This is a genomic window from Agromyces agglutinans (assembly GCF_009647605.1).
Taxonomy (GTDB): domain Bacteria; phylum Actinomycetota; class Actinomycetes; order Actinomycetales; family Microbacteriaceae; genus Agromyces; species Agromyces agglutinans.
Map to the genome: position 1 here is coordinate 556,396 of NZ_WJIF01000001.1, position 23,649 is coordinate 580,044.

Consider the following 23,649-nt stretch of genomic DNA (forward strand, 5'->3'; position numbering starts at 1 on the left):
TCGAGGGTTTCGCGTGGCGGGTCAGCGCAGGTAGGCCAGGTCTGGAAAGCTCGCGCACGCGTCATCGAAGAGCGCATGTGCAACTCTCACCGAGTCGATGAGGGGATGGTGCGCGAGAGCACGAAGGGCGGCCGTCCGCGAGGCCGACAGCGCCGCTTCGATCGTCTGCTGCTCGACATACTTCACTGTCGATACGAGTCCGGCGCCGAAGGACGGGACGCGAGCGCCTTCGATTGGACGCGGTCCGTCGGCGCCCACGATGCAAGGCACCTCGACGACCGCGTCCGGGTCCAGGCCGGCGAGGGCTCCGCCACCGCGCACGTTAAGGATCAGTCGTGCGCTCTGGTCATATGCGATCGCCCGCATCAGGGCGATCGCGACGTCTTCGTAACCACCCGAGCTAAGGTCGTTCTCGGCTCTCTCGCCCATCCGCGCCACGTCACGATTCGTCGACATGTAGGTCGACTCGCGCTCGTGTCGGCAGTGCTCCCATACTGCGTAGGGCCGCGAAGCTGCGGCCGCCTCGCGCCAGAAAGACTCCTGTTGCCCAAGCAGGTAGCGCCCGCGAGAGTGCGCCGCGATCTGATCGGCCTGCAATACGTCGCGACGATAGGAGAAATAGTGCAGGTACTCGTTGGGCAACGCGCCGAGCGCATGCACCCACTCCGCTCCAAAGAGACGCCCTTCCTCGAAGGACTCGATCTGCTTCGGCGCGGCGAGCAGCTCAGGGAGTCGGTCCACACCGCGAACCCGTAGAGCGGTGAGCCAGCCCAGATGGTTCAATCCGGCGTACTCGACCTCGACGTCCCCCTCATCGGCAAGGCCCAGAGCACCGAGCGCTCGCCGCGCGAGACCGACCGGTGAGTCGCAGATGCCGATCACCCGTTCGCCGAGCACGCGGCCCATCGCCTCAGTCACCACACCCGCCGGATTTGTGAAGTTGATCACCCACGCATCGGGGGCGACGCGACGGATTAGATGCGCGAGCGCCGTGACGACCGGCAACGTGCGTAGAGCATAGGAAATCCCGCCGAAACCCACGGTCTCCTGACCGATCACGCCATGCGACAGCCCGATACGCTCATCCGTCGCGCGACCCTGCATGCCGCCCACCCGGATGGCGGAGAACACAAAGTCCGCGCCGCGCAGGCCCTCCTGCGCGTCGGTGTGGGCGCTGACGCGCGGCGCATCCGCAACACCCTCTGCCTGGTCTGTGAGGATGCGCGCCATCGTCCTCAGTCGTGAACCGTCGACGTCGATGAGCGCGACTTCGTCGACGCGGCCGGCGCCGCGGTCACGCAGGAGCGCCTGGTAGACGAGCGGGCTGCGGAACCCTCCCCCGCCGATCATCGCCAGCTTCATACGATCGCGACCTCCACGTCATGCCGAGCGAACGCTTCGGCGGTCGGTCCGGGCAGTGGAGCATCGGTGATGACGCGGCGCAGCGCGCGAGGCAGGTCGATGCGCCCGGCTCCCGTGCCGGGGAACTTGTCGTGGTCGGCGAGGACGGTCGCGCGATCACAGGCCGCGACCATTGCCTGCTTGATCGGCACCTGCGCAAGCGTCGTGTCACGAAGGTCACCATCTTCGGTGATGCCGCTGACGCCTAAGAACGCCTGATCCGCGCGTATGAGGCGAAGGGACTCCGTCGTGAGGAAACCCGAAACGCTGCGATAGACCCGGTCGTAGTCACCCGGCAGCAGAACGAGGTGCACTTCCCGCTCGTCGCGCAAGACCTCGTATACGGCCATGTTGGGCGTGATAACCGTGACCCGCCGGCCACGAAGCAATTGCGCGAGCCGAAGCGTCGTCGTCCCGATGTCCAGAATGATGGTCTGGCCGTCGTGCACACTTTCCGCCGCCGCGCGCGCGATGCGCTCCTTGGCGTCACGATTCACAGACTCGACTGCGCCGAACGGGGCGTCGCCATCGCTCACCACCGCGCCACCGTGAGTGCGCTTGAGCAGACCGGCGTGGTCGAGACGCTGCAAGTCGCGCCGAATGGTGGCGATGCTCGATCCCGTGGCCTGCGCGAGTTCGCTGACCGTAGCCGCCCGCGAACTGCGTAGGTGCTGCAGGATCGCTTGATCACGCACGTCTCTCATTGGACCCCAATCTCTACCCACAATCGCTCACAACCCGCTCAGGACCGATCAGATTCTAGCGCGATTCTGAGCGATTGTGCTATAACAGGGACGAACCGCTCGCCGACGAGACGGAGGACCCATATGGCAGCTGTAGCTGAGGATGCGCCTGCCCCGCGGATGCTCGCCGCAGGGCAGCTCTTTCTCGACGTGGTGTTCTCCGAACTCGCCGAAGCACCGCGGCCGGGCGAAGAGTGCTGGACCACCTCCTTCGGGTGGGGCCCGGGGGGCGTCGCCAATTACGCCATCACCGCTGCGCGACTCGGCGTTCCCACGGTGCTGTGTGCCGACGTCGGCAGCGATCCCATCTCGGCGCTCTTGTGCGCGCGATTGGCGGATGAGGGGATCATCGACGGGACGCGCGCTCGCACGGATTGGTCGGTCCCGGTGACCGCTGCCATGAACTTCGACGGCGATCGCGCGTTGGTCACCGGCGGTGTTCCCGCCGCACCGTTGGCAGCACTGTTGGATTCCGCGCCCGTCACGGAGGTGGCGACGCTTCACCTCGACGGCTCAGTGGCGGCGTGGGTACGATCACGCGCGGCACGCGGTACCCGGGTGATCGCCGATGTGGGCTGGGACCCCAGTGTCAGCTGGGATCCCGCGCTCCTCCGGATGCTCGACGGATGCTACGCATTCGTCCCGAATGAGGCGGAAGCCCTCGCATACACGCGTGCCGACGACGCCCTCGAGGCGGCACATCGGCTGAGCGAGCGGGTGCCGCTGAGCGTGGTAACGCGTGGAGTTCGGGGCGTCGTCGCCGTCGATTCCTCCACGGGCGACGAGGTCACCACCACGGCTGTTGATGTCCCCTTCGTGGACGCCACCGGGGCTGGAGATGTTTTCGGAGCGGCGCTGGCCGCGGCGACGTTGGTCGATTGGACTCTGCGCGAGCGTGTCGACTTTGCGTCGCTCGTGGCGGCGATCACCGTTTCACGACCAGGCGGTGCCGGCTCAACACCGCTAGGACGCGAGCTTCTGCCGTGGCTCGACGCACATGTAGGAGCGGCTGAGGAGGGCCGCTTCGACTACCTCCGCGACGCGTTCTCCGACGGCGCGCCGCCCTTCGACACTCGAACCACGTCCTAGCTCCCAGCGAAGGCGTCACTCCCTTTTCATCGAAAGGAATCTCAATTGAGTTGTCAAGCTGCGGCGAGTGAGGTCGAGGCTTCCTGATGCATGGTCGTGCCGTCGCCCAGGAGCGTCCATATCACGTTGATGCGTCCACGTGCGAGGCCGAACATGGCTTGCTTGTGGTCCTTCTGCTGACGGCCGCTGCGCTCCCAGCAGGCGCCGGATTCGGGGCGGGATCGGGCGGCGACGCCGGCGAAGAGGTATCAGGTGCGCAGCAGGCGCTTGTTGTAGCGCTTCGCGCGGCGAAGGGTCCCGCTGATGCGGCCGGAATCACCGGGGGTCGTGTCGGCCTCCACTCCGCTTCACCGTCGCGGCATCCGCGTGTCCGTGCTTTCAGATGCTCCCGCCCCAGCGAACAACCACGCCGCCTCGTCCGTACACACCGATCAGATCTCGTCACTCATCAGCGGCCGAGCCGTTGCGGGGCATCGGGCGACTACCTCCCAGGCGTCGAACTGGCAACCGCATGGAGCCACACCCGCGATCCCCGGGGCGGCCAGAGGCCTACGACGCTCCGAACCCACACAACAGTAAAGGACCGCTCATGTTAATCAGAACCCGCCGTACCCGCTGGGCGGCCGCCCTTGCCGCCATCGCGGTCGCAACTCTCGCCCTCACCAGCTGCAGCGACTCCGGCGCCGAAGGCGACGAGGAGATTACGCTGTGGACCTGGCCGGGCGGCCTAAGCGAAACCGTGACCTCAGCGGCCGTGAGCGAGTTCCCTGAAGCCGACCTCGAGGTCTCAACGATCGGCGACGATTTCAAGCAGAAGCTTGTCACAGCCTTCACCGGACGCAGCGGCATTCCCTCCATTACCGGCGTCAAGGGTGAGGACATGCCCTACTTCCTGCAGGAGGCCGACCTCTTCACCGATCTCAATACGCTGGACATCGACGATCTGCTCGATGATTTCCCCGACTGGAAGATCGAAGAAGCCACGACAGCCGACGGCAAACTCATCGGTCTGCCGACCGATATCGGCCCGACCGCGCTGTTTTATCGCACCGACATCCTCGCCGAGGCGGGCCTACCCACCGACCCCACTGAAGTCGCCGCGGCGACCTCCACCTGGGAGGACTACTTCACCTGGGGTGAGCAGCTGAAGGCTCGCACGGGAACGTTTCTCGAGGTCTCTCTCAGTGATGTTTTCAACAAGGCCATGGGGCAAGGCGAAACGAAGTTCGTCGCGGAGAACGGCGATTTCCTCGGCGACACCGACACGGTTCGCGCCGCGTGGGATCTGGCAATCGATGCGTGGGACCGAGGCATCGTCGCCGGCATCCAAGACGGGAGCACCGATTGGGCGTCAGCGGTCAGCAACGGCACCCTCCCCACCCTTCTCGGCGCGGCCTGGTACCAAGGCGACATCAAGAGCAACGCTCCCGACACCAGCAGTTTGTGGAAGGTGACAGCGATGCCGGGCGGTCCGGCCAACATCGGCGGGTCGTTCCTCACGATCCCCGCTGCCACAGAGGACAAGGAAGCGGCGCTGGAGATCATCAAGTTTCTTGTGAGCCCCGAGAATCAGGCGACCACGTACAGCGAGATCGGTAACTTTCCCTCGTCGATCTCAGCGATCGACGCCCCTGCGCTGCAAGAGCCAGACGAGTTCTTCGGCGGGCAGGTCACGACCGACGTCTTTCGCGAGGCCTCCGAGAACATGCCCACGAACTACACCAGCCCCATCGACAACGAGGTATCCGCGCCTTACTTCACTGAACTGATCAACATCGAATCTCTCGGCAAGGATCCTGAACAAGCCTGGGACGACGCCGTCGCGGCCGCGAAGCAGGTGTGGGAGACCGCCCAGTGACGTCCATCACCCGGATCACGGCTGCAGGAATGCGGCCGCGAGGAGGCCCGCCTCGCCGCGGGGCGATCCGATACTGGCCAATGTACGCGGCCATCGCTCCGTTCTTCCTTCTCTTCCTCGCATTCGGAGTCTTCCCGACCGCCTATTCGCTCGTCCTATCGTTCCAGGACTGGAACGGGCTCGGCGCCCCCGAGTGGGTCGGGACCAGCAATTTCGAGCGGCTGTTCACGGACGGGACATTCTGGCTCGCGGTACGCAACACCTTCGTGATCTTCGTCCTGTCGACCTTTCCGATGCTCGCAATCGCCATCACGATCGCCGCCATGCTGAACAACGCCGTCCGCTACAGCACAGCATTCCGTATCGCCTATTTCGTTCCGAACATCACGTCCGTGGTCGCGATGGCGGTACTTTTCGGGTCGATCTTCAGCGACAACTTCGGCCTGGCCAACGCGGCACTCAACGCCGTAGGACTCCCCGACATCCCGTGGCTGTCGACGCCGCTTGGCATCCAAGTGACGATCGCCATCCTCATCACGTACCAATGGACCGGCTACAACGCCATCATCCTCCTTGCTGGTATGCAGTCGATCGGGACCGAGATCTATGAGGCCGCGAAGCTCGACGGCGCCGGTCCGATCCGGAGTTTCTTCTGGATGACGCTCCCGCTCCTGCGCCCCACCATCCTCTTCGTGCTCGTCATATCAACGATCACCGGTCTGCAGAGTTTCACCGAAGCGCAGGTGTTGACCTCCACCGCGAGCACCACTAACCCCAACAGCGGCGGCGCGGGTCAGGGCGGCCTCACGATGGTCCTGTACTTCTACCAGCAGGCGTTCAGCTACTCCCGATTCGGCTACGGCGCCGCGATCGCGTGGGGCGTCTTCTTGATCGTGGTTGTCTTCACCATCATCAGCTGGCGTTTTGTCGCAGGGCGCAGAGAGGACAAGCTCAGCGGATGACCTCCACACGGCTTCCGGTCACGGTGACCGAGAGTATCGTCACGGCCTACGAACCCCGGAGGTCGCAGCGACGATCGACGCCACCTCAGATCGTCATGTACATCGTGTTGACTATCGGGGCAGTCGTGTCGATCTTCCCCCTCTACTGGCTGCTCGTCATGGCCAGCAACGCCACCGGCGACATCTACAAGTCGCCCCCGACGTTCGTCCCCGGCCCGCGGCTCTTCGAGAACGTCGCCATGGTGTTCACGCGTATCGATTTCGCCGGCGCTCTCCTGAACACCATTATCGTCGCGAGTTCAGTCACCTTCCTCGTCTTGGTGCTGGACTCCCTCGCAGCTTTCGCCTTCGCGAAGTTCGACTTTCCGCTCCGGCGGACCCTGTTCACGATCACGCTCGTGACGTTCATGCTCCCCATGCAATTGGCCGTCATCCCCCAATTCATCACGATGACCAACCTGGGCTGGGTTGGGGAACTCCAAGCCCTTATCGTGCCGGCCGCGGCGAACGCGTTCGGAATCTTCTGGCTGCGGCAGTACATAGTGTCCGCCATCCCCGACGAGCTGATGGACGCTTCGGTTCTCGACGGCGCGGGGTTCTTCCGACAGTGGTTCGCCGTCTGTCTTCCGCTGATTCGGCCAGGTCTGGGCTTCCTGGGGATCTACACATTCATCACGGCATGGAATGACTACATGTGGCCACTCGTCGTCCTCACTGACCCTCACCGTCTCACGCTCCAGGTGGCGACGGCTCAGCTCAAGTCCGCCTTCGGGCAGGACTACGGCATGGTCATGGCCGGCGCACTGCTCTCCGTGCTCCCGCTGCTGGTCGTGTTCCTCCTAGGCGCTCGACAGTTCGTTGGCGATATCGCGAAGGGGGCCATACGATGACCCGCAACAGCCGTGCGATGTGGCGAGGGGGGCTTTCATGACTCCGGTGGAGATCGCCCGCGGTATATGGCGCATCGCAGACACCTGCGCGGTATACCTCATCATCGACCCCGATAAACCCTCGGGGGAACGCGATGCGATAGCCATCGATTTCGGGTCGGGGCGTGCCCTCGACCATCTCGCTGAACTCGGTATCCGCTCGCTCACCGACGTGCTCATGACCCATCATCACCGCGACCAGGGGCAAGGGCTGCCGCGCGCGGTCGCAATAGGCGCACGCATCCACGTCCCGCCAGTCGAGGTGGAGTTGTTCGAACAAGTCGAGTTGATGTGGGAGGGCCGCCAACTCGACAACGACTACAACCTCCGCCAGGACCGATTCTCGCTGCTGGAATCCGTTCCCGTCCACGCGACGGTTCCCGAGTATCGCGCGTTGGTGTTCGAGGCCGCCACCTTGCGTGTGCTCCCCGCTCCGGGGCACACCATCGGATCCGTGGCCTACCTTCTCGAGCGGGACGGCGAGCGTATCGCGTTCACCGGTGATCTCATCTACGCGCCAGGAAAGGTTTGGTCCCTCGCCGCAACCCAGTGGTCCTACCGGTTCAACGAGGGGCCCGCGATGACTGTCCTCAGCTGCATCCTGCTCGAGCGTGAGAAGCCATCGATGCTCGCCCCCTCGCATGGCGACGTCATTCGCGACGCACAAGCCGCTCTCGCACGACTCGCCGATGCGATGCAGGACTATGTCGACAGGCGCAGCGCTGAACCCTGTAACCTCGCCGATCTCCTCGACCATCCCTTCGTCACGCTTGCGCCGCATCTCTTGCTCAACCGCACCTCGATGTCGAGTTCCTACGTGCTGCTGTCGGACACCGGCGAGGCGCTCGTTGTCGATTACGGCTACGACATGTCGACCGGTATCGCACCCGGCCAGGAGCGAGCGGCGCGGCGCCCTTGGCTCGCTTCATTGGCAGCGCTGCGGCGTGACCACGGCGTGACGAAAATCACGGTCGCGCTCCCGACGCACTATCACGACGACCACGTCGCGGGAATGCCGCTCCTCCGCGACGTCGAGGGGACTCAGCTGTGGGTCCCCGAGAACGTCGCACCGACGATGGCGAACCCCTGGCGGGAAGATCTCCCGTGCCAGTGGTACGACCCGATCGTCGCGGATCGCGTCCTCGCGCTCGACGCGCCTTTCCGGTGGAACGAGTACGAGTTCACTGCGCACGCACTCCCCGGGCACACTCTCTACGCCGTCGCCTATAGCCTCGTCGTGGACGGCATCACGGTTGCATTCACGGGAGACCAGACCGAGAGACTGGATGACCCCGACAGCCATCGCGACATCACGAACTATCAGTACCGCAACCTCTTCCGACTCGGCGATTACACCCGAAGCGCCGCACTCTTCCAGCGGATCGCGCCCGGCCTGATCGCCTCGGGGCATTGGGATCCGAGATGGACGGATGCCGCGTACTTCGACTCTCTCGTCCAACTGGGACAGGAAACGGACGCCGTACATCGTGGCCTGCTCCCTCTCGACGACATCTCGATCGGACCCGACGGGCAGACCGCACGAATCGTGCCATACCGGGCGCAGGCGCGGTGCGGGGAAACGCTCAACTTCGCAGTGAGGGTTCGAAATCCTCTGCCGGCCGAAGCAGCTGTTCGCCTGAGTGTTGTCGTGCCGCCGGACTGGCAGTCCTCTGAGCACGAATTCGTGACGCGATTGGCATCCGGCGACGACGTCACCATCGAATTCAGCGTTGTGGCCGCTACCCCTGGCCGTCGGCAGCGGATGGCCGTCGACGTCACGATCGGTGAACTGCTGCTCGGCCAGCATGCTGAGGCCCTTGTCGACGTCGTGGCAGTGGACGCGGATGCCGCCGCCCCAACCGCGGGAGCCGCTCGCACGGATCGCCCCGACGAGGATGGTCCGGCGACGCCGACTGCGCAACAACGCGCATCGCCGCGACGATCTCGATGATCCATGCGAGCCCGAGTAGCAGCGCGCCCCCCGCCCTCGCCGGAGGGTCGCGCGGTTGACGTGGTCCATCGCCACCACGGATGTGCAGGACTATCGGCAAGACGTGTGGATGCGTTCTTGATCTAAGTGACGGCAGTCGCGTTGCACGCCGTCGAGAACATGAGACGGGATTATGACCCTTACAAACGTGCGCGTCGGCATGGCGCAGATGCTCGTCCAACCCGGGCAACGGGACCACAACCTCTCCCGAGCGATCGAAATGATCCGCGGAGCAGCGGCGGCCGGGTGCGACATCGTCGTCCTGCCAGAATGCCTCGACCTGGGATGGACACATGACAGCGCCCGCAGCGAAGCCACTGCTGTGCCGGGAGCTATCACCGACGCTCTTAGCTTCGCCGCCGTCGAAAACGACATCCTGGTCGCTGCAGGGCTGACAGAACGATCAGGCGGACGGATCTACAATGCCGCGGTGCTCATCTCTGCTCAGGGAGAGATTCTGCTGCACCATCGCAAGATCAGTGAGTTGGACTTCGCGAAGAACCTGTACTCGGTGGGCTCATCGCTCGCTGTCGCCGATACATCCATCGGCAGAGTCGGCCTGAACATCTGCGCCGACAACTCCCTTTCTTCACGGGCCCTTGGCCAGACCCTCGGACACATGGGCGCACAGCTCATCGTGTCCCCATGCTCTTGGGCCGTACCGCCTGACCATGACAATGTGGCCGATCCCTACGGTGGCCCGTGGCACGAATCGTACAGTTCCCTGGCCGACGCCTTCGGTCTCGCGATCGTCGGCGTCAGCAATGTGGGGCCGGTCGTCGGCGGAGACTGGAACGGCTGGCGGTGCATCGGCAACTCGCTCGCTATTGGACCCGACGGCAACGTCCTGGTGAAAGGTCCGTACGGCGAACAAGCAGAGGAGCTGCTGATTGCCACCGTACCGCTGGACACGTCGGCGCAACCGAGCTCCCCGGCCTGAGGAGTATCGACTGACACGTCGCCCGCCGTTATTCGGATGCCGTCCGATCAGCAAACCTCGACCCATGCGCGCGCGTCAGTCGCCATGCGCTTCCGTGCGGCAGAGAGGCGAGGATCCTTTCTCGGGTTCTTCGCGACATTGATCGGAGGACACCACTCACGGATCACGAGGGTTTCCACCGAATCGAGGACAATTCGCTCGGAAGGACGCGGCCATGTGGAGAGGGTGAGGTTCCGATTCATCCACTCCGAGAGCCGAACTTCGCCATCCTCCGAGATGCCGAAGTTCGCGAAGTAGCCAGGCTTGGCTCTGTTCCGAGGCTGCGCCATCAGGCCAAGCTGCTCGCGGAGGAGCGCAGCGAATGACCGTCGCACCGTGGCCGAGCCAGTCTTCCCCTCACCGAAATGAGTTCGGACGTTCGCGCAGGTCGCGAAGCGCTTCGGGATTTCCGAGTCGTGTGTGCAGAGCTGGGTCCGCCGGGCGATATCGAGGATGGCGCCGTGCCTGGGCAGACGCGCGTCGAGCTGGACGAGGTCCGTGAGCTGAAGAAGCGGGTGCGGCTGCTCGAACAGAAGAACGAGGTCCTGCGCCGGGCTGCGGCATATCTCTCGCAAGGCGTGCTGCGTTCCTCAAAATGATCTACCCGCTCGTCCGAGCTTGCCGCGACCAGAGCGCCTGTCAGGGTGCCGGTCGCGGTGAGGTGCCGGGTCCTTCGTATCGCGCAGCAGCCGTTCCGTTCTACCGGTGGTTGAAGGACCCGGTGTCGGATCGGTACTGGGAGGAAGCGCAACTGATCAACGCGACCGTCGACACACACGCTGAAGCGCCCGCGTTCGCGTACCGGTTGATCGCCGACGAACTCGGGTGAACGCCGAGCTGCGCAAGGCGAACGAGGTGTTCAAGGCCTCGAGCATGCCTTTCGCGAAGGAGCTCGACGGCCCTTCACGAGATGACCCGGTTCATCGACGAGCACCGGGATCGGTTCGGGGTCGAGCTGTCTGCCGGGTACCGCGCCCACCATAGTATCCGAGCCGATCGCGCCCGCTCATCGCACGCGTCTTCGCCCCCTCTGGCTCAGCGAGCCGCGTGATGGCCTCGCCCAACGCACGGCGAGTTGCTGCCCCATCAAGCAGGTCTGTCGACACTCGCTCGCTCGCTTCCTGCATGGCGATCATCACCACGAGCCGTTCCAAGGCGATCGCCGGCTTGCCGCGCAGCCGCCGTGCTCGGTTCTCCAGCTCCGCATCGGCGAGCAACGCTGCACGATTGCCTTGCACGTTCGTCACTGTTGCGCCCACGATCCAATCGAGCTGTTCGCGCCGCTGGGCCTGGCGCAAGGTCTCCTTTGTGGTGCGCACGGCGGCCGCAACATCCCGACTCGTGAGCAGGTCCACACGGCGCCGTTCCTTGTCGAGCACGATGTCTACGGCTCTCGCCCACATGACATCGTCGACCTGCACGGACGGCAGGCCCATCCGTTGACGCGTGCTGATGTAGGACTCGGCGAACTCGCGCATTCCTGCGTGATAGTTGAGCATGTGCTTGACCAGCGCATTGCAGAATTCCTGTAGCTGTTGGAGGCGCCCGGTGAACGCGGGGTCGGCGAAGAAGGCGTCGGCAGCCCGATCGTTCGCACGTCGCTCGGCTGCGGTCGAAGGGTGCAGGCGCTTCGGCGGAAGACCCGCCCGAGCCAAGGCTCGCTTGAGCCGACGAGCCGCGGCGTTCGCCTCGAGTTCCGCAGCGTACACCGCGGGGTCGGCCCGTCTCTCTCGCTGCAGCTCGGCCCGACGCTCTTGATGTGACGCCGCCCACGCCTGCTGCCGCTGTTTCGTGCCCTCGGGATCGGCATCACGGCGCGCCGTCGCCCGAGCGTTGACCTCATCGCGATGTGCTCGGTAGTACCGGTTGTAGTACTCGCGGACCTTCTCGCTGTTCGCGGCGACCCACTCGCGCTGATAGTCACGGACGCGATCCGGGTGTGCTTCCCGCCACAACCGGGCCCGCTCACGCGCCTTCGCGCGTTGCGCCGCATCGCGACGCTTCCGCGCGGCGGCGCGACGCATCGACTCACGATTGATCTCCCGTGCGCGCTCGAGGTGTTCAGCCCTCCACCGAGCGTTCGACTCCCGAATGCGGTCGCGGTTGGCCTCGATCCATCGCCGCCGCTTCGCGGCGTGCTCCTCCGGATGTTCGAGCCGGTACCGTCGCGCCCACTCCCGCTTCCGTTCGCGAGCCGCTTCAGCCGACGCTACCTCGCGGGTGTCGCGCGCTGCGTCCCCGTCATTCGATCGGCCCATGATCGCTACTCGGTCGTCGGCGGCGAAAGTTCGATGACCAGCGCGAGCAGGTCACCGCGGTACCCGGTCGGGTCGGCGATCGCCTGTCGAATGGCGTCGCGCAACCGCAGCTTGTCGCCGTCGGGCACTCCTGTGACCGGCTCCAAGCAGTACTCGACGTCGTCTTCGATGCGGTAGTCGCCGCCGTCGACACCGACCTCGGGAAGGTAGAAGAGCGCCGCCAGAGCAGTACGGCCGAGGAGATCGTCGAATTGCGGCTGCGCGTTCGTCATGATGGTGGGCCTTCCGGTCGGCGTGGTCGTGCGCGACCAGCATGCCGTGCCCATCAGGTGCGCGCGAGTTGCCAAGCCGACGAGCGTTCAGTGACTCGGCGGCAGGGTTCAGCGGCACGAGGCCAGCTCAGGTCCGTAGCGCAGGCTCCGCGCGCTCGCCGGCGACGTGACCGCGCTCTGCCTCGAGCTCGAGCATCGCCTGGATCCGCCGAGCACGCCGCTCCCGGGCGCGCACCCGCAGCAGCTGCAGGAGCGTTGCGGGCCCGGCGACGAGAAACTTGAACGCATTCCACACGAACAACAGCGCGAGGACGCTGAACCAGCCGCTCTGCTCGCCCATAGCGGCACACACCATCGCGGCGAACGCGTACGGCACCGCGAGCAGCATCGCGGGCACGCCCCATTTGAGTCCGCGGCGGGTGTGCAGGCGGTCCATCAGAATGCTGGTCGGCAGGAACCGCCGAACGGACATCACGGTGCGTAGGCTCAACGCCCAGACGATTGCGAACACGCGGCTGCTCTCCGATCGATCGGCAAGCAGTAGCGGTGACGTGGTGTCCGAGTGCGAACGTCGTCCCGCCGCGACGAGCGGCGGCGTTGGAGAGGTTGCCTTGGCGACAGGTTAGACCTAACGACCGACGGCCGGGCGGCCGGTGCGGACGTTTGGCCTGCGACCGGGCATCCAGCTCGCGGGCTCGGCAGCGAGGCTGCGAGCGCTCGCCATCGCGATGCGAGCCCGGTTGGCGTCCGCATTCTGAGCGTCGGATGCCGGTGGTTCGACGCCGAGCGGACGTCCACCGCGGATGCCGTATCGCTCCCGATACGCCGCGACGGTGCTCGCGTACAGGCGCCATTGCGCGCCAGTCTCGCCGTGGGGCGGCGTCCCGAGCGCGGCGATCCACGGCTCCCGGTGATCGACGGCGCGGTCGACCAGCGCTCGAGCACGCTGCTCGATCAGGTGGGCACGCTCCCCCAGCGCCCGCCGGGACTCGAGATCCATAGCCCCGACCGCCACCGGCAGCATCCCCGCGACGAAGTTCGACGCTCGCCCCGGGCGCGGGCCGCGATCTCCAAACACTACCTGCGCGATGCGGGCGCGCAGCACGGCCGCCACGTCGGCGGCATCCTCGAACCCACGTTGCCCGATCGCCAGCGGAAGCATCCGCGTGATGTCGAGCCCGTTCGCCTCGGCGCGACGCAATTCAGCACCCAGTGGACCGAACGCATCCGATGCGGCTGCGACATCCGTCTGCTCGACCGTCAGCCCGCTCTCCCGCAGGAGCGCGACCCATCGATCGTGCTGGGCGGCCGCGGCGATGGTCTCGTACTCGGCGGCGAGCTGTGCGATCGAGCCCCAGGTCTCGTGCTCGGCGGCGATCGTCTCGTGTGCAGACAGCTCAGCACCGACGTGATGGAGTACACCGATCAGCACCGACCGCGCGCTCGCATCGGCGTCGTCACGAGGACGGATGCCGGTATGCGTGAGATCCGGCCGGTCGAGTGCGACGTACGCCGTGTTCGAGGCGCGGCCCCGGGTCATCGCGACGTAGAGATTCTCGCGGGTCATGCCGCGGCCGACGACGACGTGCGCACTGCCGGTCGTGAGGCCTTGCGCACGATGCGCGGTGACGGCGTAGCCAAGTTCGACGTGATCGGCGACGTATCCAGGCGGCAGCATCACGACCCCTCGCTTGCGTCCGTGGCGACACACTTCGAGACTGCCGTTTCGATGCACGGCGAGCACGGTCCATCGGTCACCGTTGCGCACCCACGAGCGCCCGGTGTGCAGAGTGCGGTCGTTGCGACGCGTGATGATCGTGTCGCCATCGGCGGCGCGGGTGCCGTCGTGCAGCGCGACCTCACGCGATCCGACGACGCGCCCGTCGAGGATGGAGTCATTGCGAGCACGTTCGTTCAGTGCTGCGACCGCCTCATTCGAATCGCTGATGAGTACGCTGGCCCGGCCCGCACGTGCATCCGCTCTCCAGGCGAGATACGCGGCATCCGCCATCGTCTCGGTATCCCCTTCACGCACGCGATCGTGCGCGAAGTAGCTATCGAGGGATGCTGGGTCGCCACGTCGCAATCCGAGGGATGCTGCGCTCTCCCAACCTGCGACGAACCGGTGTACGTCGAGCAACTCCGGTGCATCGGGCCGCGCGTGCACGAGCATCGCGAACGCACCACCCGCGTCGACCGATTGCAGCTGGGCGGCGTCGCCGACGAGCAGCACCTTCGCGCCAGCCGCCGCAGCGAGTACGCTGACCCGGTCGATCGCCAACGTGCCCGCAAGGGATGCCTCGTCGACGATGACGAGCTGGCCGGCGCGGAACGCATCGCCGCTCGCCAGATGCTGGTGCCACCACTTGGCGAGATTCTCGGTGCCGATGCCGAGGTCTTCTGCGAGCACATGCGCCGCTGCTGCCGACGGCGCCAGGCCGATGACGGAGCCGCGGCCGTACTCGTATTCCCACGCGCGACGCAGTGCGCCCATGACCGTGGACTTGCCCGCACCTGCGGGGCCGACGAGCACATCGACCGTTCGTCCGGATGTCGCAACGGCCGTGAGAGCGGCGAGCTGGTCGTCGCTGAGCATGACGCCGCCGGGAAGCCTCCGTCGAGCAACGTCCTGGACGGACGTGATCCTGATGGTCGGTGCCGAGGCATCCGTCGCTCGCCTGAGAAGCCGGTCTTCGGCCGCGAGGAGAGCCTCGGAGGTGAAGATCGCCGAGTGCCTCGGCCGGAACACCGACGTACCGTCGTCCCGACGAAACGCTGCCGGAGTCGATGCCAGTTCGGGCGGCGTAACGCGCAACGACGCACGCTCCGCGGCGTCGACGATGAGCCCGAGCACCGCTTCGCGATCAGCGGGCGTCGCGAATCGGAGATGGGTGGTCTGGCGTGCGGCCTCGGCGGCGAGGTTCCAGTAGCGCCAGGTCGCACGCTTCTCGCCGACCGCGTGCACGACCCGTGCACCGACTCCTGCAATGTGCTCCAACGGCACATCTTCGGCGTGCACGAGCGCAGGCACCGACTGCTGTGATGCACGACGTGCCCACACGGTTGCATCCTCGCGGAGTATCCGAGTGGCACGCTCACGCCAGTCGTGCGTGAGTTCGGCGAGCGAGCGCACGTGCTTCTCGGGGCGGGTAGCGAGAGCGGCCTGCGCACGCAGCTTCATGATCGTCGCCGCACTCGGACGGCGCCCATGTGCGTGCACGAACTCGTCGATGAGCTCATCGGTGGCGGCGTCGATGTGCCGCGCACGAGTGGAGAACTCGACGACGAGGTGCTCGGGCACCGAGGTGATCGCCCACGCCGCGTTGCGGTCACGACCGCGCTCGCGCTGCTCCCAGTTCACCCTGAGCGCACGCGTGAGGGCATCCATGAAGTGTGCCTCATGCAACTCGGATAGCGCGACGACTGCGCCGTGCAACGGGCGCCCGTCGAGGGATCGCCACTTGCCATCGAATGTGGTCTGCACCTTGTTGCTCACAACGACGTGGGTGTGCAGGTGCGGGTCGCCGGCACGCGAATCGAAGTGGTCGTATGCCGTCGCGATCAGCCCGGTGACATCGACTTGTGCGACTGCTCCATCGCCAGCCGCAACTCCGGTGCGCGTCGCAGCGACCTCGCGCTCCATGAACTCCACCACCTGCGCGACCGCGGCGTGATGCGCGCGCGCGATGACCTCCTGTGTGCGTGCGTCGGCCACCCCCCAGAGGACGCTCGCCGATTTCGGCACCGAGAACGTGAAGTCGAACCCCGCAACTGCGCGGCGGTCGGCTGCATACTCGGGGAACGCGCGGCCGAGTGGTTCGCCGGTGACCGGATCCCGGCCGAGCCCGATCAGCAGTTGAAGCTGTGCCTCGGTGACCTCATCACCCGCCGCGACGACCCCACCGCCAAGGGCACGCACTCCCCCGCCCAACCACCGGCCGGGCGGTGTGCCCTTCGCCTCGTAGTAGCGGGTGAGCGGCGAGGCCGTCGATCGGACGCCGTCGCCAGCGACGACGGTTCGCAGCAGATATCGGTAGCCGTCGCCGGAACTCATGACCCTCATCGACACCGTCACCCGCGCCACCTCTCGCTACGGGATCAAGGTGCGCGTCCTCGATCTGCAAGAGGCGTGGCAGATCGTCGAGGGCCGAAGTCGTTCTGTGAGGATCGCCCGTCTCAGATCTCTCTTGGACGGGTTGGGGTGTCAGGTGTTGTGATCTAGACTTCGAACATTCGTTCGAATACTCGGGAGGGGTCATGATGACGATGCACACGTCCGAGCCGGTTGCCGTTTGGCTCGACCAGGCCCATGCGCCGACAAGGCTCGTCTATCGGAACGTCGAATTTCGGATCATCGACAGCCCGACCCGCCTTCCGCGTCACGCGTGGCTCGCGAGTTCTGCCGAATCGGCCTCGCAACGCATGGATCAGGCCGAACCTGGATGGCGGGTGACGGGATGCGCCGACACTCAGGAGACACGCGTCTTCGATCTACGCCTGCTCCCAAGGGGCTGGATCGTCGAAAACGTGTTCGCGTAGCACCCGTGGGAACCAACCGACGCTACCCAGATCATCCCGATGAACGCCGCGACGCGATCGCGCTCGAGTCGGCCAAGCGCGGCTCACCGATGTCTCTCACGACGAGCGAGGTTCGCGCCACAGGACGCCGAACTGAGCCTCCGGCGCCCATCCCCGTGATCGCGACCGTCAAGTACCGGGTGATCTACGAAGAGCCGCGAACTGTCGAAGCCGAAGCAATCGCCTGGACTCGCGGTGCAGTCCTCATCCGTTACGCGGATCCCAAGGCACCGGGTCACCATTTCGTCTGGGTGTATGCCAACGCCGTGCGGCGACGCAACTAGAGTCAGCAGCTCAGCCGGTGTGCCCAGCGCCGGACTCGGAGACGAGCTTCTTGTCGTGGCGAGCCCTTGCTTCGCGACGGGGTGGGGACGGGACTGGGTATCGCGCTACACGGTGAGATCGATCTTGAGTGATTGTGGCGCACGAGCGCGGCCGACAGGTTCGATCCGACCTGCTGCGTTTGGCGTACCCCGAATCGGACTGTCTCGCGGGCGGGTCATACGGGAATCGCCGCTGTGCGGACACTCGCGATCGATAGGCGACGGCACAGCCCTCGGGTGGCAGCACCGGCTAGCGACCGGCTTGCGGGCGGCCAAGACCGGTGGGAGGCGCTAACGACACGAAACACCGACCGTGAGATCTTGCGCTTCGGCGCCATCAATCCTGCGAGATGCGAGGGTGGCTTTCATGAATAGGCGCGTCGATCGGTCGTATGCCGCTGGTCCAACTGTGCTGGACGTTGTTGAGACTGCACTCGGTGCCAAGCCCAAACGAGCCGAGCTCGAGCGCTTGACCATCTCGGAGCTTGAGGAGCTGCGCGACCTTCTTTCCCAGCTTTGGGAGGCTCAGTATGACCAGCCTGCTGGGGAGGATGCGTATTTAGTAGGTGGGTGGCTCGGCGCCTTTTGGAGCGCAGGCTCGCTCCGCGCTGAGCTGAGTGATTCGCTGCTGTACTACCCGAGGCTTCTCGTCCTTGATCCGCTGGCCGACTTCTTCGCTGAGGCTTCGCTGCTGCCCCCTTCGCGAGGAATCCGCTACCGGCGACGTGACGGCCAGTACAACACGGTGATGACGGGTGCGTCGGAGTGGAGCCAATGGTCAAGCTTCGCCAGATTGCGCGAGACTCCAGAGCTGGCCGCGTCTCAGTTCGCAGCCATCGTCTCGAACCTCTTTGAAGTCGAGCACTTGATTCGGTCCGGCGTGGTTGTTGTCCGGAGCCAATGGCCAACGCTACGGCAGCGCGCGCATCAGCTCGCTACTTCAGTCCGTCACGACATCCGGTCCTCCGAGATGCAGGCATTCGCTAGATCTGTCTCGGCATCCGGGGCGCCGTTGCAGGTCTGGGATAACCTTCGCGGCGGAGCGGTTGAGATGCAGTTGCCAGTCCATCGTGCCGATGAGCCGTGGCAATCGGAGCCCGCCTTCTACTACCTTTCGAAGACGCTTGCGATCGCGGACGAGTCGAGTGCACAGTACGTCCCTGCAACTGAGCAGGATCTCGACCTGCTGCGCCTAAAGGTCAGAACGGCACTTCCGAGCATGCACCCCGCCAAGTTCCTGCGCGAAGTGTCTCGGGTCATCGTTCCATCCGTCGACGTGCCGATCGAACGCGCCATTGAAATCCGCGAGTCGTCCGAAAACTTCGACGACTGGCGACGCTCGCTGAGGAAGCTTCGTCGCGCCGTCAGTGCTGATACAGAAGATGACCTCACGGAGCAAGTTCAGGATGAGCTTCGTCCGCGTGTACGTGCTGTTGAACGTGAATTGAAGGGCGGGAGCGCGTCCGTGCGTGAGGATGGCGCTGCGATCGTGATCGACGGCATGATCGGTTTGGGTGTGGGGCTGGCCGTCGGCGCGGCAGCGCAGGACACGTTCGCTGGAATAGCGGCAGGCTCGCTTTCAGGCGCCGTCCAATGGATTCGTCGGGCTTACACGCGGGAAAAGCCCGGAGGAGCGGATGCGGTCCTTGCCACGCTTATCAAACGCCCCTACCGCTGAAGTAGCGGGAGAGGACCGTCGCCGACTCAGCTGGGAACCCGAACAGCTGCCGGTCGCACTCCTGGCGCGTCGTGCGCAACCCAAAGGCCCATCCGCTTCCGACCGCCAGCGAACTCAAGCCGTGTCTGATGTTCATGGAATGCTCGAAGTATGAGGGCTACTCGGCAGAGCATCTCCGATCCAGACGAGGCGCGTTTAGCGAGTGAGCTCCTTCATCGGCTGTCGTACATCGATGTCGTGTTGGATCGCCAGGACATTGTTACCTCGCGCACGCCGGCGCCGTGGTCGCAGTTGGGGGCGGACGATGCAGCCACCCGCTGGCTTCAGGTGAGCCACCAACTCACGACCATCCTCGGCATGTCGGTCGACAACCTTCGCGTCGCGAGAGAAATGTTGGTCACCGACGGCGACATGGTCGTGCCTATGTACGGGCACTACCCCGTGCTTCGGTCAGTGATTGAAGCGTCGGCGCTTGCGAAGTGGATCGCGGAGCCAAACGAGCAGCTCGAGCGGATTCGACGCTCACTAAGCGCGAGGATCGCGGACCTCAACGAAGACAAGGCTCTGCACGAGGAAGCGATGAAGGGCGCCGCACTGTACGGCGAGATCGACGCGGGCGTTCTCCAGCGCGGCGACGAGAGCTTCCGGGCGGGAGACTTGAAGGCCCGGCGTGTGATCCGCGAAATCTGCGTTGAGCGAGACATCCAGTGGAGCCGCGTGAATCAAGGGCTGCCCGGTTACGCCCGCATCATCCGGGAGGTGGGTGATGCTGGAGATGTCCCGGGGAACTATGCGGCAAGCGTCTGGCGGATCATCAGCGGCCTGAGTCACCCATCGGCGAGCCGTGCCACCCGGTTTTCAGCTGTCGAGGTGCTGGGCGAGTCCAAGGATGGCATCTTGAACGCTCGGCTGTCTGCATCCATGCAATGGACCCAAGCGGCTACGCTCGTGGCAATCTCACTGACGATCGATGCCTTCTCCAGCGTGCAGCGTCGGCTCGACACCAAGCAGCCACGACGAGACTCGGCCTTCGGCAGAATCTGATTCATGAGTCACATCGAAAGCCGCGTCGAGAGGGCTCAGGGGACACGAGTCCGGAATTTCGCTTGACGGTCGCGCCGCGAACGCGGACCGACGTCTCGTAAGCGGATCCCCTTACGCGACGGCGGAATACCGTGTCACAACGGAAGCGCCGATATTCTCCGCGCGGCGCGGGATCATCATCCCATTGCTTCGGTCAGGCGGAGAGTTGTGATCCATCGCGTCACGTGGGCGCGCCAGCCACTCGCATCAACGTTCCAGGTCATGGTGTGATCGGCGTCGAACTCTTCGAGACGAACATGGGCAACCGCGTTGGCACGAAGCCGACGGCCAAGTTCGACTGGCGCAGATCTGTCGCGTGTGCCGTGCAGCACGAGCACCGGAATCTGGATGTGGGAACCGCGGTCCATCCAATCAAAGCGGCGCGTCCGAACTGCGCCGCCCAGGCCGACGACTCGCGCCAGTTGTGGCGAATCGAGCCAAGGTAACGCCAGCGCCCCGAACCAGCCTGGCAGGCCGGCGCGGGTGCAGTTCTCCTTGAGGGTTTCGACCCAGTCGAGCACCGGTGACTCGAGCACGAGTCCGGCAATCCGATCGCGCACGCCCGGCCGTGCGGCAAGGTGCAGGGCGATCGCCCCACCCATGGACCAGCCGAAGAGAACCATCTGGCGAGCGCCGTGTTCAATCGCGAAGCGAACGGCTGCCTCGACGTCGTCCGCTTCCGTGGCACCGAGTGTCGAGCGGCGAGAACCCACCGTTGGTCCTTCGCCATCGTTCCGGTAGCTCACCACCAGAGACACAAGTCCGGCTCGCGCGGCCACCTGCACTCCGCGGAGCGTCCCGGCGCGCGTGCCGCCGAGTCCGTGGATGTGAATCGCCCAGACGTCGGCGGCGGTGTCGCTCGTGGGCTCGATGCGCCAGGCCGGTGCGGGGCCCACCGGAGTCGGTACGGCCACCTCGGTCGCCTCAAGGCCAGCATGCGCAGGAGTTCGGAAGTACATCCCGCTCCACGAGGCTCGCACGCCCACCCGCAACGCCGCCGTGTCTCCGAGCGCCTCCCGCTCGACGGTTTCCTCGCCGACGGGCCGGACCTCCTCCCCGAGCCGAATCCATTCCCCGGTCTCGAGGATCAGGTTGAACCGCCCAGGTGTCGCCGTCTGCTCGGTGCGATCGAGCACGACGAGCGTCCTGCCATCGGAGACGTCCACGCCACGCACGATGAGATCGAATCGTCGCGGTCCCACCGGCGCCGTCACTTTGCGCGCGATCACGAACCCGATTCCGGTGAAGGCCGCCGCGACACCGGCCAGCATGCCCGCGGCGATCGCCCCCCACGCCCTCACGTTCGCACCCGCATCGGCGTGGAGTTCCCCGCACCACCGACGAGGTGACGTTCGGCCTCCTCGAGCAGCTCACGCTGCGCGACGCTGATGGTGAAGGTGACTCGACCATCGATGAGCGCGTCCCGGATCTCGACGACCTGCCGGTGCAAGAGCGCCTCTGGGTCGGCGTCGTCGAAGGCGGCATCCTGGCTGATGCCAGGTCGCACCTCAGAGGCCGCCTGCCAGACCGGCGCGAGCTGGGCAGTCAGGCTCAGCGTGGTTCGAGCCCGCTCGCGAGCACGAATCGTTCGCACAGCCGGCTGCCCCGCGAATCCGAGGCAGAGGAACACGAACGTCAGCAGGTACAGCGGTCCGTACGCGACGGCAGCACCAGTCATGACATCGAGGTTGCCGCTGATGTGTGCGATATCCATCACCGCCACGACCGCCGAGAGCGCCACGCCGCACGCGCAACCGATCACGAGCAACACCGGTGGCAGGGCGTCGATGCCGTGACTCACTCGCACCTGCCGGGTGGCGACTGCGCCCATCGCCACGAGCACGACGGCGTAGTAGGTGAAAAGGATCATCGAGTAGGCCGCGGTAGCCGGTTGACCGCCCAAGTCGAGCATGAACTCCGGTGTAGTGGCTCTGCGATCGATCAGCACGAACGCGACGGTCGCGCTCACCACGGCAATCGTGAACGCAAGGCGCCCCAAAGCGATGCGCACGGCTCGTGATGGCGCATCCGCTGCCTTCATGACGCCGCGTCCCAAGAAGAAGACTCCGGTCATCAGCGCGAGGTCGGCAGCAAGGGTGACGAGGTTCGTCCCGCCGAGCCAACCGTCGAGTGCGAGGTACACCGCATCAATGTTGAGCGTGATCGAGACCGCGATCGTGAACGACGCGTACGTGATGCTGCGTTCCACGCGTCCTCGACGAAGCACGAGCAGGCATGCGACGAGCAGCCACATGCAGGCCGAGACGATGACTGCGATCACCCGAATATCTCCACGAACCGGGAGTCGTGGCGGGCGGATGAGCGAATGGCAGCTGCGAACCGATCGGCGAGGGACTCGGCCTCCACCTCTTGGGGGTCGTACGAGTCTTGCCGTCTCAGGAGACGACGCCGAGTCTCGGGTGGGATGTCAGGCAGAAGGAAGTCGGGCAGGCTCGGCTCCTGGCCATCGATGTGGCCGAGCAGGAGGTGGGCGAACTCATGCAGCACGAACTGCTGCCGATGCAGCAGGGACTCGGTCGGCGCGTGAAAGATGAGGTCTTCGTCGTCGCATTCGATGAGCAAAGCGCACAGGCCGGCTTCGTGGCCGAGATCCTCGAGCTCGATGATTCGGATGCTGCGACCTCGCCGTTCCTCAACGGCGGCGACGAGCTCGGGAAATGTGAACTCGTCGCCGAGCGCGAGCTCCCGCATCGCCGTCGCAACGCCTTCGGTGTTCACAGTGCCGTCCCCCCCTCGGACGTGTATGGCGGCGGCCTCGGTGCGGGCGCGCCGCGGCTACCGGTTCGAGACCTCCTCGTCGAGGTACCTGCTGATGGCCGTGAGCGCCGCCGGCGAGATGTCGCCGAGCGTGCGGGCGGCGTACGCCTTGACGCGCGCGGCACGCATGGAGCGCACCAGGTCGAGCTGAGCGCTGACTCGCTCGGGTGTCGCGGCACCGTGTTGCCCCGTGAGGAATCCCGGCTCAACGTCGAAGAATGACGCGAGACCGTCGAAGAGCCGTTGGTCTTGCACGTACCGGTGCCCGTTGACCATATAGGTCCACCTCGAGCGCGAGAGCTTAATGCCACGCTCCCCCAGATAGGCGGCGATCTGCGTGTAGGTCGGCTCGCTGCCGGTCTCCGTGACGGCGACGTCGATGAGCAACCGAAGGCGTTTGGCAAGGTCTTCAGCTGCGGCGGCGTTCTCGTCTTCGATCATGCGAGTGAGTCCCTCCCCTTTCGGGCCAGGTAGGGCTGTTCGATGGCTCAACACAGATTGAGCATGCTTCACGTTACCGATTGGGCATGCCCAACGCAATGGTTGCGCATGCTCAATTCGGAGTGCTAGACCTGACCCCAAAGACCAATTGAGCATGCTCAACGGGACATCGGTCGCAGGGCCGGACCTGTTCCCGCCAATATCGCCGCAGCAACCGCACGCGCGCCGCGATCCCTGCGCGCTGCGCCGGAACGCGTGCGCGGCCAGCACACCTCTGCTGCAGCCGC

Annotated in this window: 24 protein-coding genes; 13 read left to right on the forward strand and 11 right to left on the reverse strand. The window is 65.3% G+C overall.

The genetic code is table 11. The features are described 5' to 3' along the window. Positions 1 to 21 precede the first annotated feature (21 nt). Both GE115_RS02610 and GE115_RS02615 read right to left on the reverse strand, forming a co-directional pair. Positions 22 to 1,362 (reverse strand): 6-phospho-beta-glucosidase, encoded by a 1,341-nt coding sequence (locus tag GE115_RS02610; protein ID WP_153683194.1) that lies wholly within the window; start codon positions 1,360 to 1,362, stop codon positions 22 to 24. Continuing rightward, complete coding sequence (locus GE115_RS02615; RefSeq protein WP_153683195.1) at positions 1,359 to 2,105, reverse strand: DeoR/GlpR family DNA-binding transcription regulator; 747 nt, start codon at positions 2,103 to 2,105, stop codon at positions 1,359 to 1,361. Before GE115_RS02615 ends, GE115_RS02610 begins: the two co-directional genes overlap by 4 nt. Positions 2,106 to 2,264: 159 nt before the next feature. On the opposite strand from GE115_RS02615, the gene GE115_RS02620 reads away from it, so the two are divergent. The 6 genes from GE115_RS02620 (at position 2,265) to GE115_RS02645 (ending at position 9,912) form a co-directional block, all read left to right on the forward strand. Then, positions 2,265 to 3,233, forward strand: coding sequence for a carbohydrate kinase family protein (locus GE115_RS02620; RefSeq protein ID WP_246190465.1), 969 nt, complete (start codon positions 2,265 to 2,267; stop codon positions 3,231 to 3,233). A 589-nt stretch (positions 3,234 to 3,822) separates the two neighbouring features. Further along, a complete protein-coding gene (locus GE115_RS02625; RefSeq protein WP_172979641.1) occupies positions 3,823 to 5,091 on the forward strand; it encodes an ABC transporter substrate-binding protein in 1,269 nt (422 codons plus the stop codon). 80 nt (positions 5,092 to 5,171) lie between these two features. Then, positions 5,172 to 6,053 (forward strand): carbohydrate ABC transporter permease, encoded by an 882-nt coding sequence (locus GE115_RS02630; protein ID WP_216648730.1) that lies wholly within the window; start codon positions 5,172 to 5,174, stop codon positions 6,051 to 6,053. After that, positions 6,050 to 6,943 carry a carbohydrate ABC transporter permease gene (locus GE115_RS02635; protein ID WP_153683198.1) on the forward strand — a complete coding sequence of 298 codons (894 nt, stop codon included), beginning with the start codon at positions 6,050 to 6,052 and terminating at the stop codon, positions 6,941 to 6,943. The genes GE115_RS02630 and GE115_RS02635 overlap by 4 nt, the downstream gene beginning before the upstream one ends. A 37-nt stretch (positions 6,944 to 6,980) precedes the next feature. After that, complete coding sequence (locus GE115_RS02640) at positions 6,981 to 8,933, forward strand: MBL fold metallo-hydrolase (RefSeq protein WP_153683199.1); 1,953 nt, start codon at positions 6,981 to 6,983, stop codon at positions 8,931 to 8,933. 187 nt (positions 8,934 to 9,120) lie between these two features. Beyond that, positions 9,121 to 9,912: a carbon-nitrogen hydrolase family protein gene (locus tag GE115_RS02645; RefSeq protein ID WP_216648731.1), complete on the forward strand. Its 792-nt coding sequence runs from the start codon at positions 9,121 to 9,123 to the stop codon at positions 9,910 to 9,912. A gap of 47 nt (positions 9,913 to 9,959) precedes the next feature. On the opposite strand, the gene GE115_RS19340 is transcribed toward GE115_RS02645, so the two are convergent. After that, positions 9,960 to 10,424, reverse strand: coding sequence for a GIY-YIG nuclease family protein (locus GE115_RS19340; RefSeq protein ID WP_376765687.1), 465 nt, complete (start codon positions 10,422 to 10,424; stop codon positions 9,960 to 9,962). On the opposite strand from GE115_RS19340, the gene GE115_RS02650 reads away from it, so the two are divergent. Both GE115_RS02650 and GE115_RS02655 read left to right on the forward strand, forming a co-directional pair. Then, positions 10,413 to 10,550 carry a hypothetical protein gene (locus tag GE115_RS02650; RefSeq protein ID WP_153683201.1) on the forward strand — a complete coding sequence of 46 codons (138 nt, stop codon included), beginning with the start codon at positions 10,413 to 10,415 and terminating at the stop codon, positions 10,548 to 10,550. The genes GE115_RS19340 and GE115_RS02650 overlap by 12 nt on opposite strands. Further along, positions 10,547 to 10,780 (forward strand): hypothetical protein, encoded by a 234-nt coding sequence (locus tag GE115_RS02655; RefSeq protein WP_153683202.1) that lies wholly within the window; start codon positions 10,547 to 10,549, stop codon positions 10,778 to 10,780. The genes GE115_RS02650 and GE115_RS02655 overlap by 4 nt, the downstream gene beginning before the upstream one ends. Before the next feature lie 91 nt (positions 10,781 to 10,871). Here GE115_RS02655 and GE115_RS02660 read toward each other — a convergent pair whose 3' ends face one another. From GE115_RS02660 to mobF, 4 genes are all read right to left on the reverse strand, one after another. Continuing rightward, positions 10,872 to 12,209 (reverse strand): coiled-coil domain-containing protein, encoded by a 1,338-nt coding sequence (locus tag GE115_RS02660; RefSeq protein ID WP_153683203.1) that lies wholly within the window; start codon positions 12,207 to 12,209, stop codon positions 10,872 to 10,874. Between the two features lie 5 nt (positions 12,210 to 12,214). Beyond that, complete coding sequence (locus GE115_RS02665; RefSeq protein ID WP_153683204.1) at positions 12,215 to 12,481, reverse strand: hypothetical protein; 267 nt, start codon at positions 12,479 to 12,481, stop codon at positions 12,215 to 12,217. Positions 12,482 to 12,608: 127 nt separating this feature from the next. Further along, entirely contained in the window at positions 12,609 to 12,992 is a 384-nt protein-coding gene (locus GE115_RS02670) for a sulfate permease (RefSeq protein WP_216648732.1), read from the reverse strand. A gap of 117 nt (positions 12,993 to 13,109) precedes the next feature. Next, the gene (mobF, locus tag GE115_RS02675) at positions 13,110 to 16,544 is read right to left on the reverse strand and encodes a MobF family relaxase (protein WP_153683370.1); all 3,435 of its coding nucleotides are present in this window, start codon (positions 16,542 to 16,544) and stop codon (positions 13,110 to 13,112) included. Here mobF and GE115_RS18470 point away from each other — a divergent pair. From GE115_RS18470 to GE115_RS02695, 5 genes are all read left to right on the forward strand, one after another. Continuing rightward, complete coding sequence (locus tag GE115_RS18470; RefSeq protein WP_216648737.1) at positions 16,534 to 16,698, forward strand: hypothetical protein; 165 nt, start codon at positions 16,534 to 16,536, stop codon at positions 16,696 to 16,698. The two genes, mobF and GE115_RS18470, sit on opposite strands and share 11 nt — an antisense overlap. Positions 16,699 to 16,741: 43 nt before the next feature. Continuing rightward, a complete protein-coding gene (locus GE115_RS02680) occupies positions 16,742 to 17,020 on the forward strand; it encodes a hypothetical protein (RefSeq protein ID WP_153683205.1) in 279 nt (92 codons plus the stop codon). A 5-nt stretch (positions 17,021 to 17,025) separates the two neighbouring features. Beyond that, positions 17,026 to 17,343 (forward strand): hypothetical protein, encoded by a 318-nt coding sequence (locus tag GE115_RS02685; protein ID WP_153683206.1) that lies wholly within the window; start codon positions 17,026 to 17,028, stop codon positions 17,341 to 17,343. A 406-nt stretch (positions 17,344 to 17,749) separates the two neighbouring features. Continuing rightward, entirely contained in the window at positions 17,750 to 19,060 is a 1,311-nt protein-coding gene (locus tag GE115_RS02690; RefSeq protein ID WP_153683207.1) for a hypothetical protein, read from the forward strand. 237 nt (positions 19,061 to 19,297) lie between these two features. Continuing rightward, a complete protein-coding gene (locus tag GE115_RS02695; protein WP_153683208.1) occupies positions 19,298 to 20,104 on the forward strand; it encodes a hypothetical protein in 807 nt (268 codons plus the stop codon). A gap of 176 nt (positions 20,105 to 20,280) precedes the next feature. Here GE115_RS02695 and GE115_RS02700 read toward each other — a convergent pair whose 3' ends face one another. From GE115_RS02700 to GE115_RS02715, 4 genes are read right to left on the reverse strand one after another with little or no spacing between them, the layout of a single operon-like run. Then, a complete protein-coding gene (locus GE115_RS02700) occupies positions 20,281 to 21,414 on the reverse strand; it encodes an alpha/beta hydrolase family protein (RefSeq protein ID WP_153683371.1) in 1,134 nt (377 codons plus the stop codon). A 26-nt stretch (positions 21,415 to 21,440) separates the two neighbouring features. Continuing rightward, positions 21,441 to 22,424 carry a DUF6545 domain-containing protein gene (locus GE115_RS02705; RefSeq protein WP_312854835.1) on the reverse strand — a complete coding sequence of 328 codons (984 nt, stop codon included), beginning with the start codon at positions 22,422 to 22,424 and terminating at the stop codon, positions 21,441 to 21,443. After that, positions 22,421 to 22,882 (reverse strand): hypothetical protein, encoded by a 462-nt coding sequence (locus tag GE115_RS02710; protein WP_312854836.1) that lies wholly within the window; start codon positions 22,880 to 22,882, stop codon positions 22,421 to 22,423. Before GE115_RS02710 ends, GE115_RS02705 begins: the two co-directional genes overlap by 4 nt. A 57-nt stretch (positions 22,883 to 22,939) precedes the next feature. Beyond that, positions 22,940 to 23,362, reverse strand: coding sequence for a hypothetical protein (locus GE115_RS02715; RefSeq protein WP_153683209.1), 423 nt, complete (start codon positions 23,360 to 23,362; stop codon positions 22,940 to 22,942). Positions 23,363 to 23,649: the final 287 nt, after the last annotated feature.

Excerpts from the sequence above, each read along its gene's own strand:
- GE115_RS02610 (WP_153683194.1), bottom strand. The coding sequence starts at position 1,362 with ATGAAGCTGGCGATGATCGGCGGGGGAGGGTTCCGCAGCCCGCTCGTC.
- GE115_RS02615 (WP_153683195.1), bottom strand. The coding sequence starts at position 2,105 with ATGAGAGACGTGCGTGATCAAGCGATCCTGCAGCACCTACGCAGTTCG.
- GE115_RS02620 (WP_246190465.1), top strand. The coding sequence starts at position 2,265 with ATGCTCGCCGCAGGGCAGCTCTTTCTCGACGTGGTGTTCTCCGAACTC.
- GE115_RS02625 (WP_172979641.1), top strand. The coding sequence starts at position 3,823 with ATGTTAATCAGAACCCGCCGTACCCGCTGGGCGGCCGCCCTTGCCGCC.
- GE115_RS02630 (WP_216648730.1), top strand. The coding sequence starts at position 5,172 with ATGTACGCGGCCATCGCTCCGTTCTTCCTTCTCTTCCTCGCATTCGGA.
- GE115_RS02635 (WP_153683198.1), top strand. The coding sequence starts at position 6,050 with ATGACCTCCACACGGCTTCCGGTCACGGTGACCGAGAGTATCGTCACG.
- GE115_RS02640 (WP_153683199.1), top strand. The coding sequence starts at position 6,981 with ATGACTCCGGTGGAGATCGCCCGCGGTATATGGCGCATCGCAGACACC.
- GE115_RS02655 (WP_153683202.1), top strand. The coding sequence starts at position 10,547 with ATGATCTACCCGCTCGTCCGAGCTTGCCGCGACCAGAGCGCCTGTCAG.
- GE115_RS02660 (WP_153683203.1), bottom strand. The coding sequence starts at position 12,209 with ATGGGCCGATCGAATGACGGGGACGCAGCGCGCGACACCCGCGAGGTA.
- GE115_RS02665 (WP_153683204.1), bottom strand. The coding sequence starts at position 12,481 with ATGACGAACGCGCAGCCGCAATTCGACGATCTCCTCGGCCGTACTGCT.
- GE115_RS18470 (WP_216648737.1), top strand. The coding sequence starts at position 16,534 with ATGACCCTCATCGACACCGTCACCCGCGCCACCTCTCGCTACGGGATC.
- mobF (WP_153683370.1), bottom strand. The coding sequence starts at position 16,544 with ATGAGGGTCATGAGTTCCGGCGACGGCTACCGATATCTGCTGCGAACC.
- GE115_RS02680 (WP_153683205.1), top strand. The coding sequence starts at position 16,742 with ATGACGATGCACACGTCCGAGCCGGTTGCCGTTTGGCTCGACCAGGCC.
- GE115_RS02690 (WP_153683207.1), top strand. The coding sequence starts at position 17,750 with ATGAATAGGCGCGTCGATCGGTCGTATGCCGCTGGTCCAACTGTGCTG.
- GE115_RS02700 (WP_153683371.1), bottom strand. The coding sequence starts at position 21,414 with ATGCTGGCCGGTGTCGCGGCGGCCTTCACCGGAATCGGGTTCGTGATC.
- GE115_RS02715 (WP_153683209.1), bottom strand. The coding sequence starts at position 23,362 with ATGATCGAAGACGAGAACGCCGCCGCAGCTGAAGACCTTGCCAAACGC.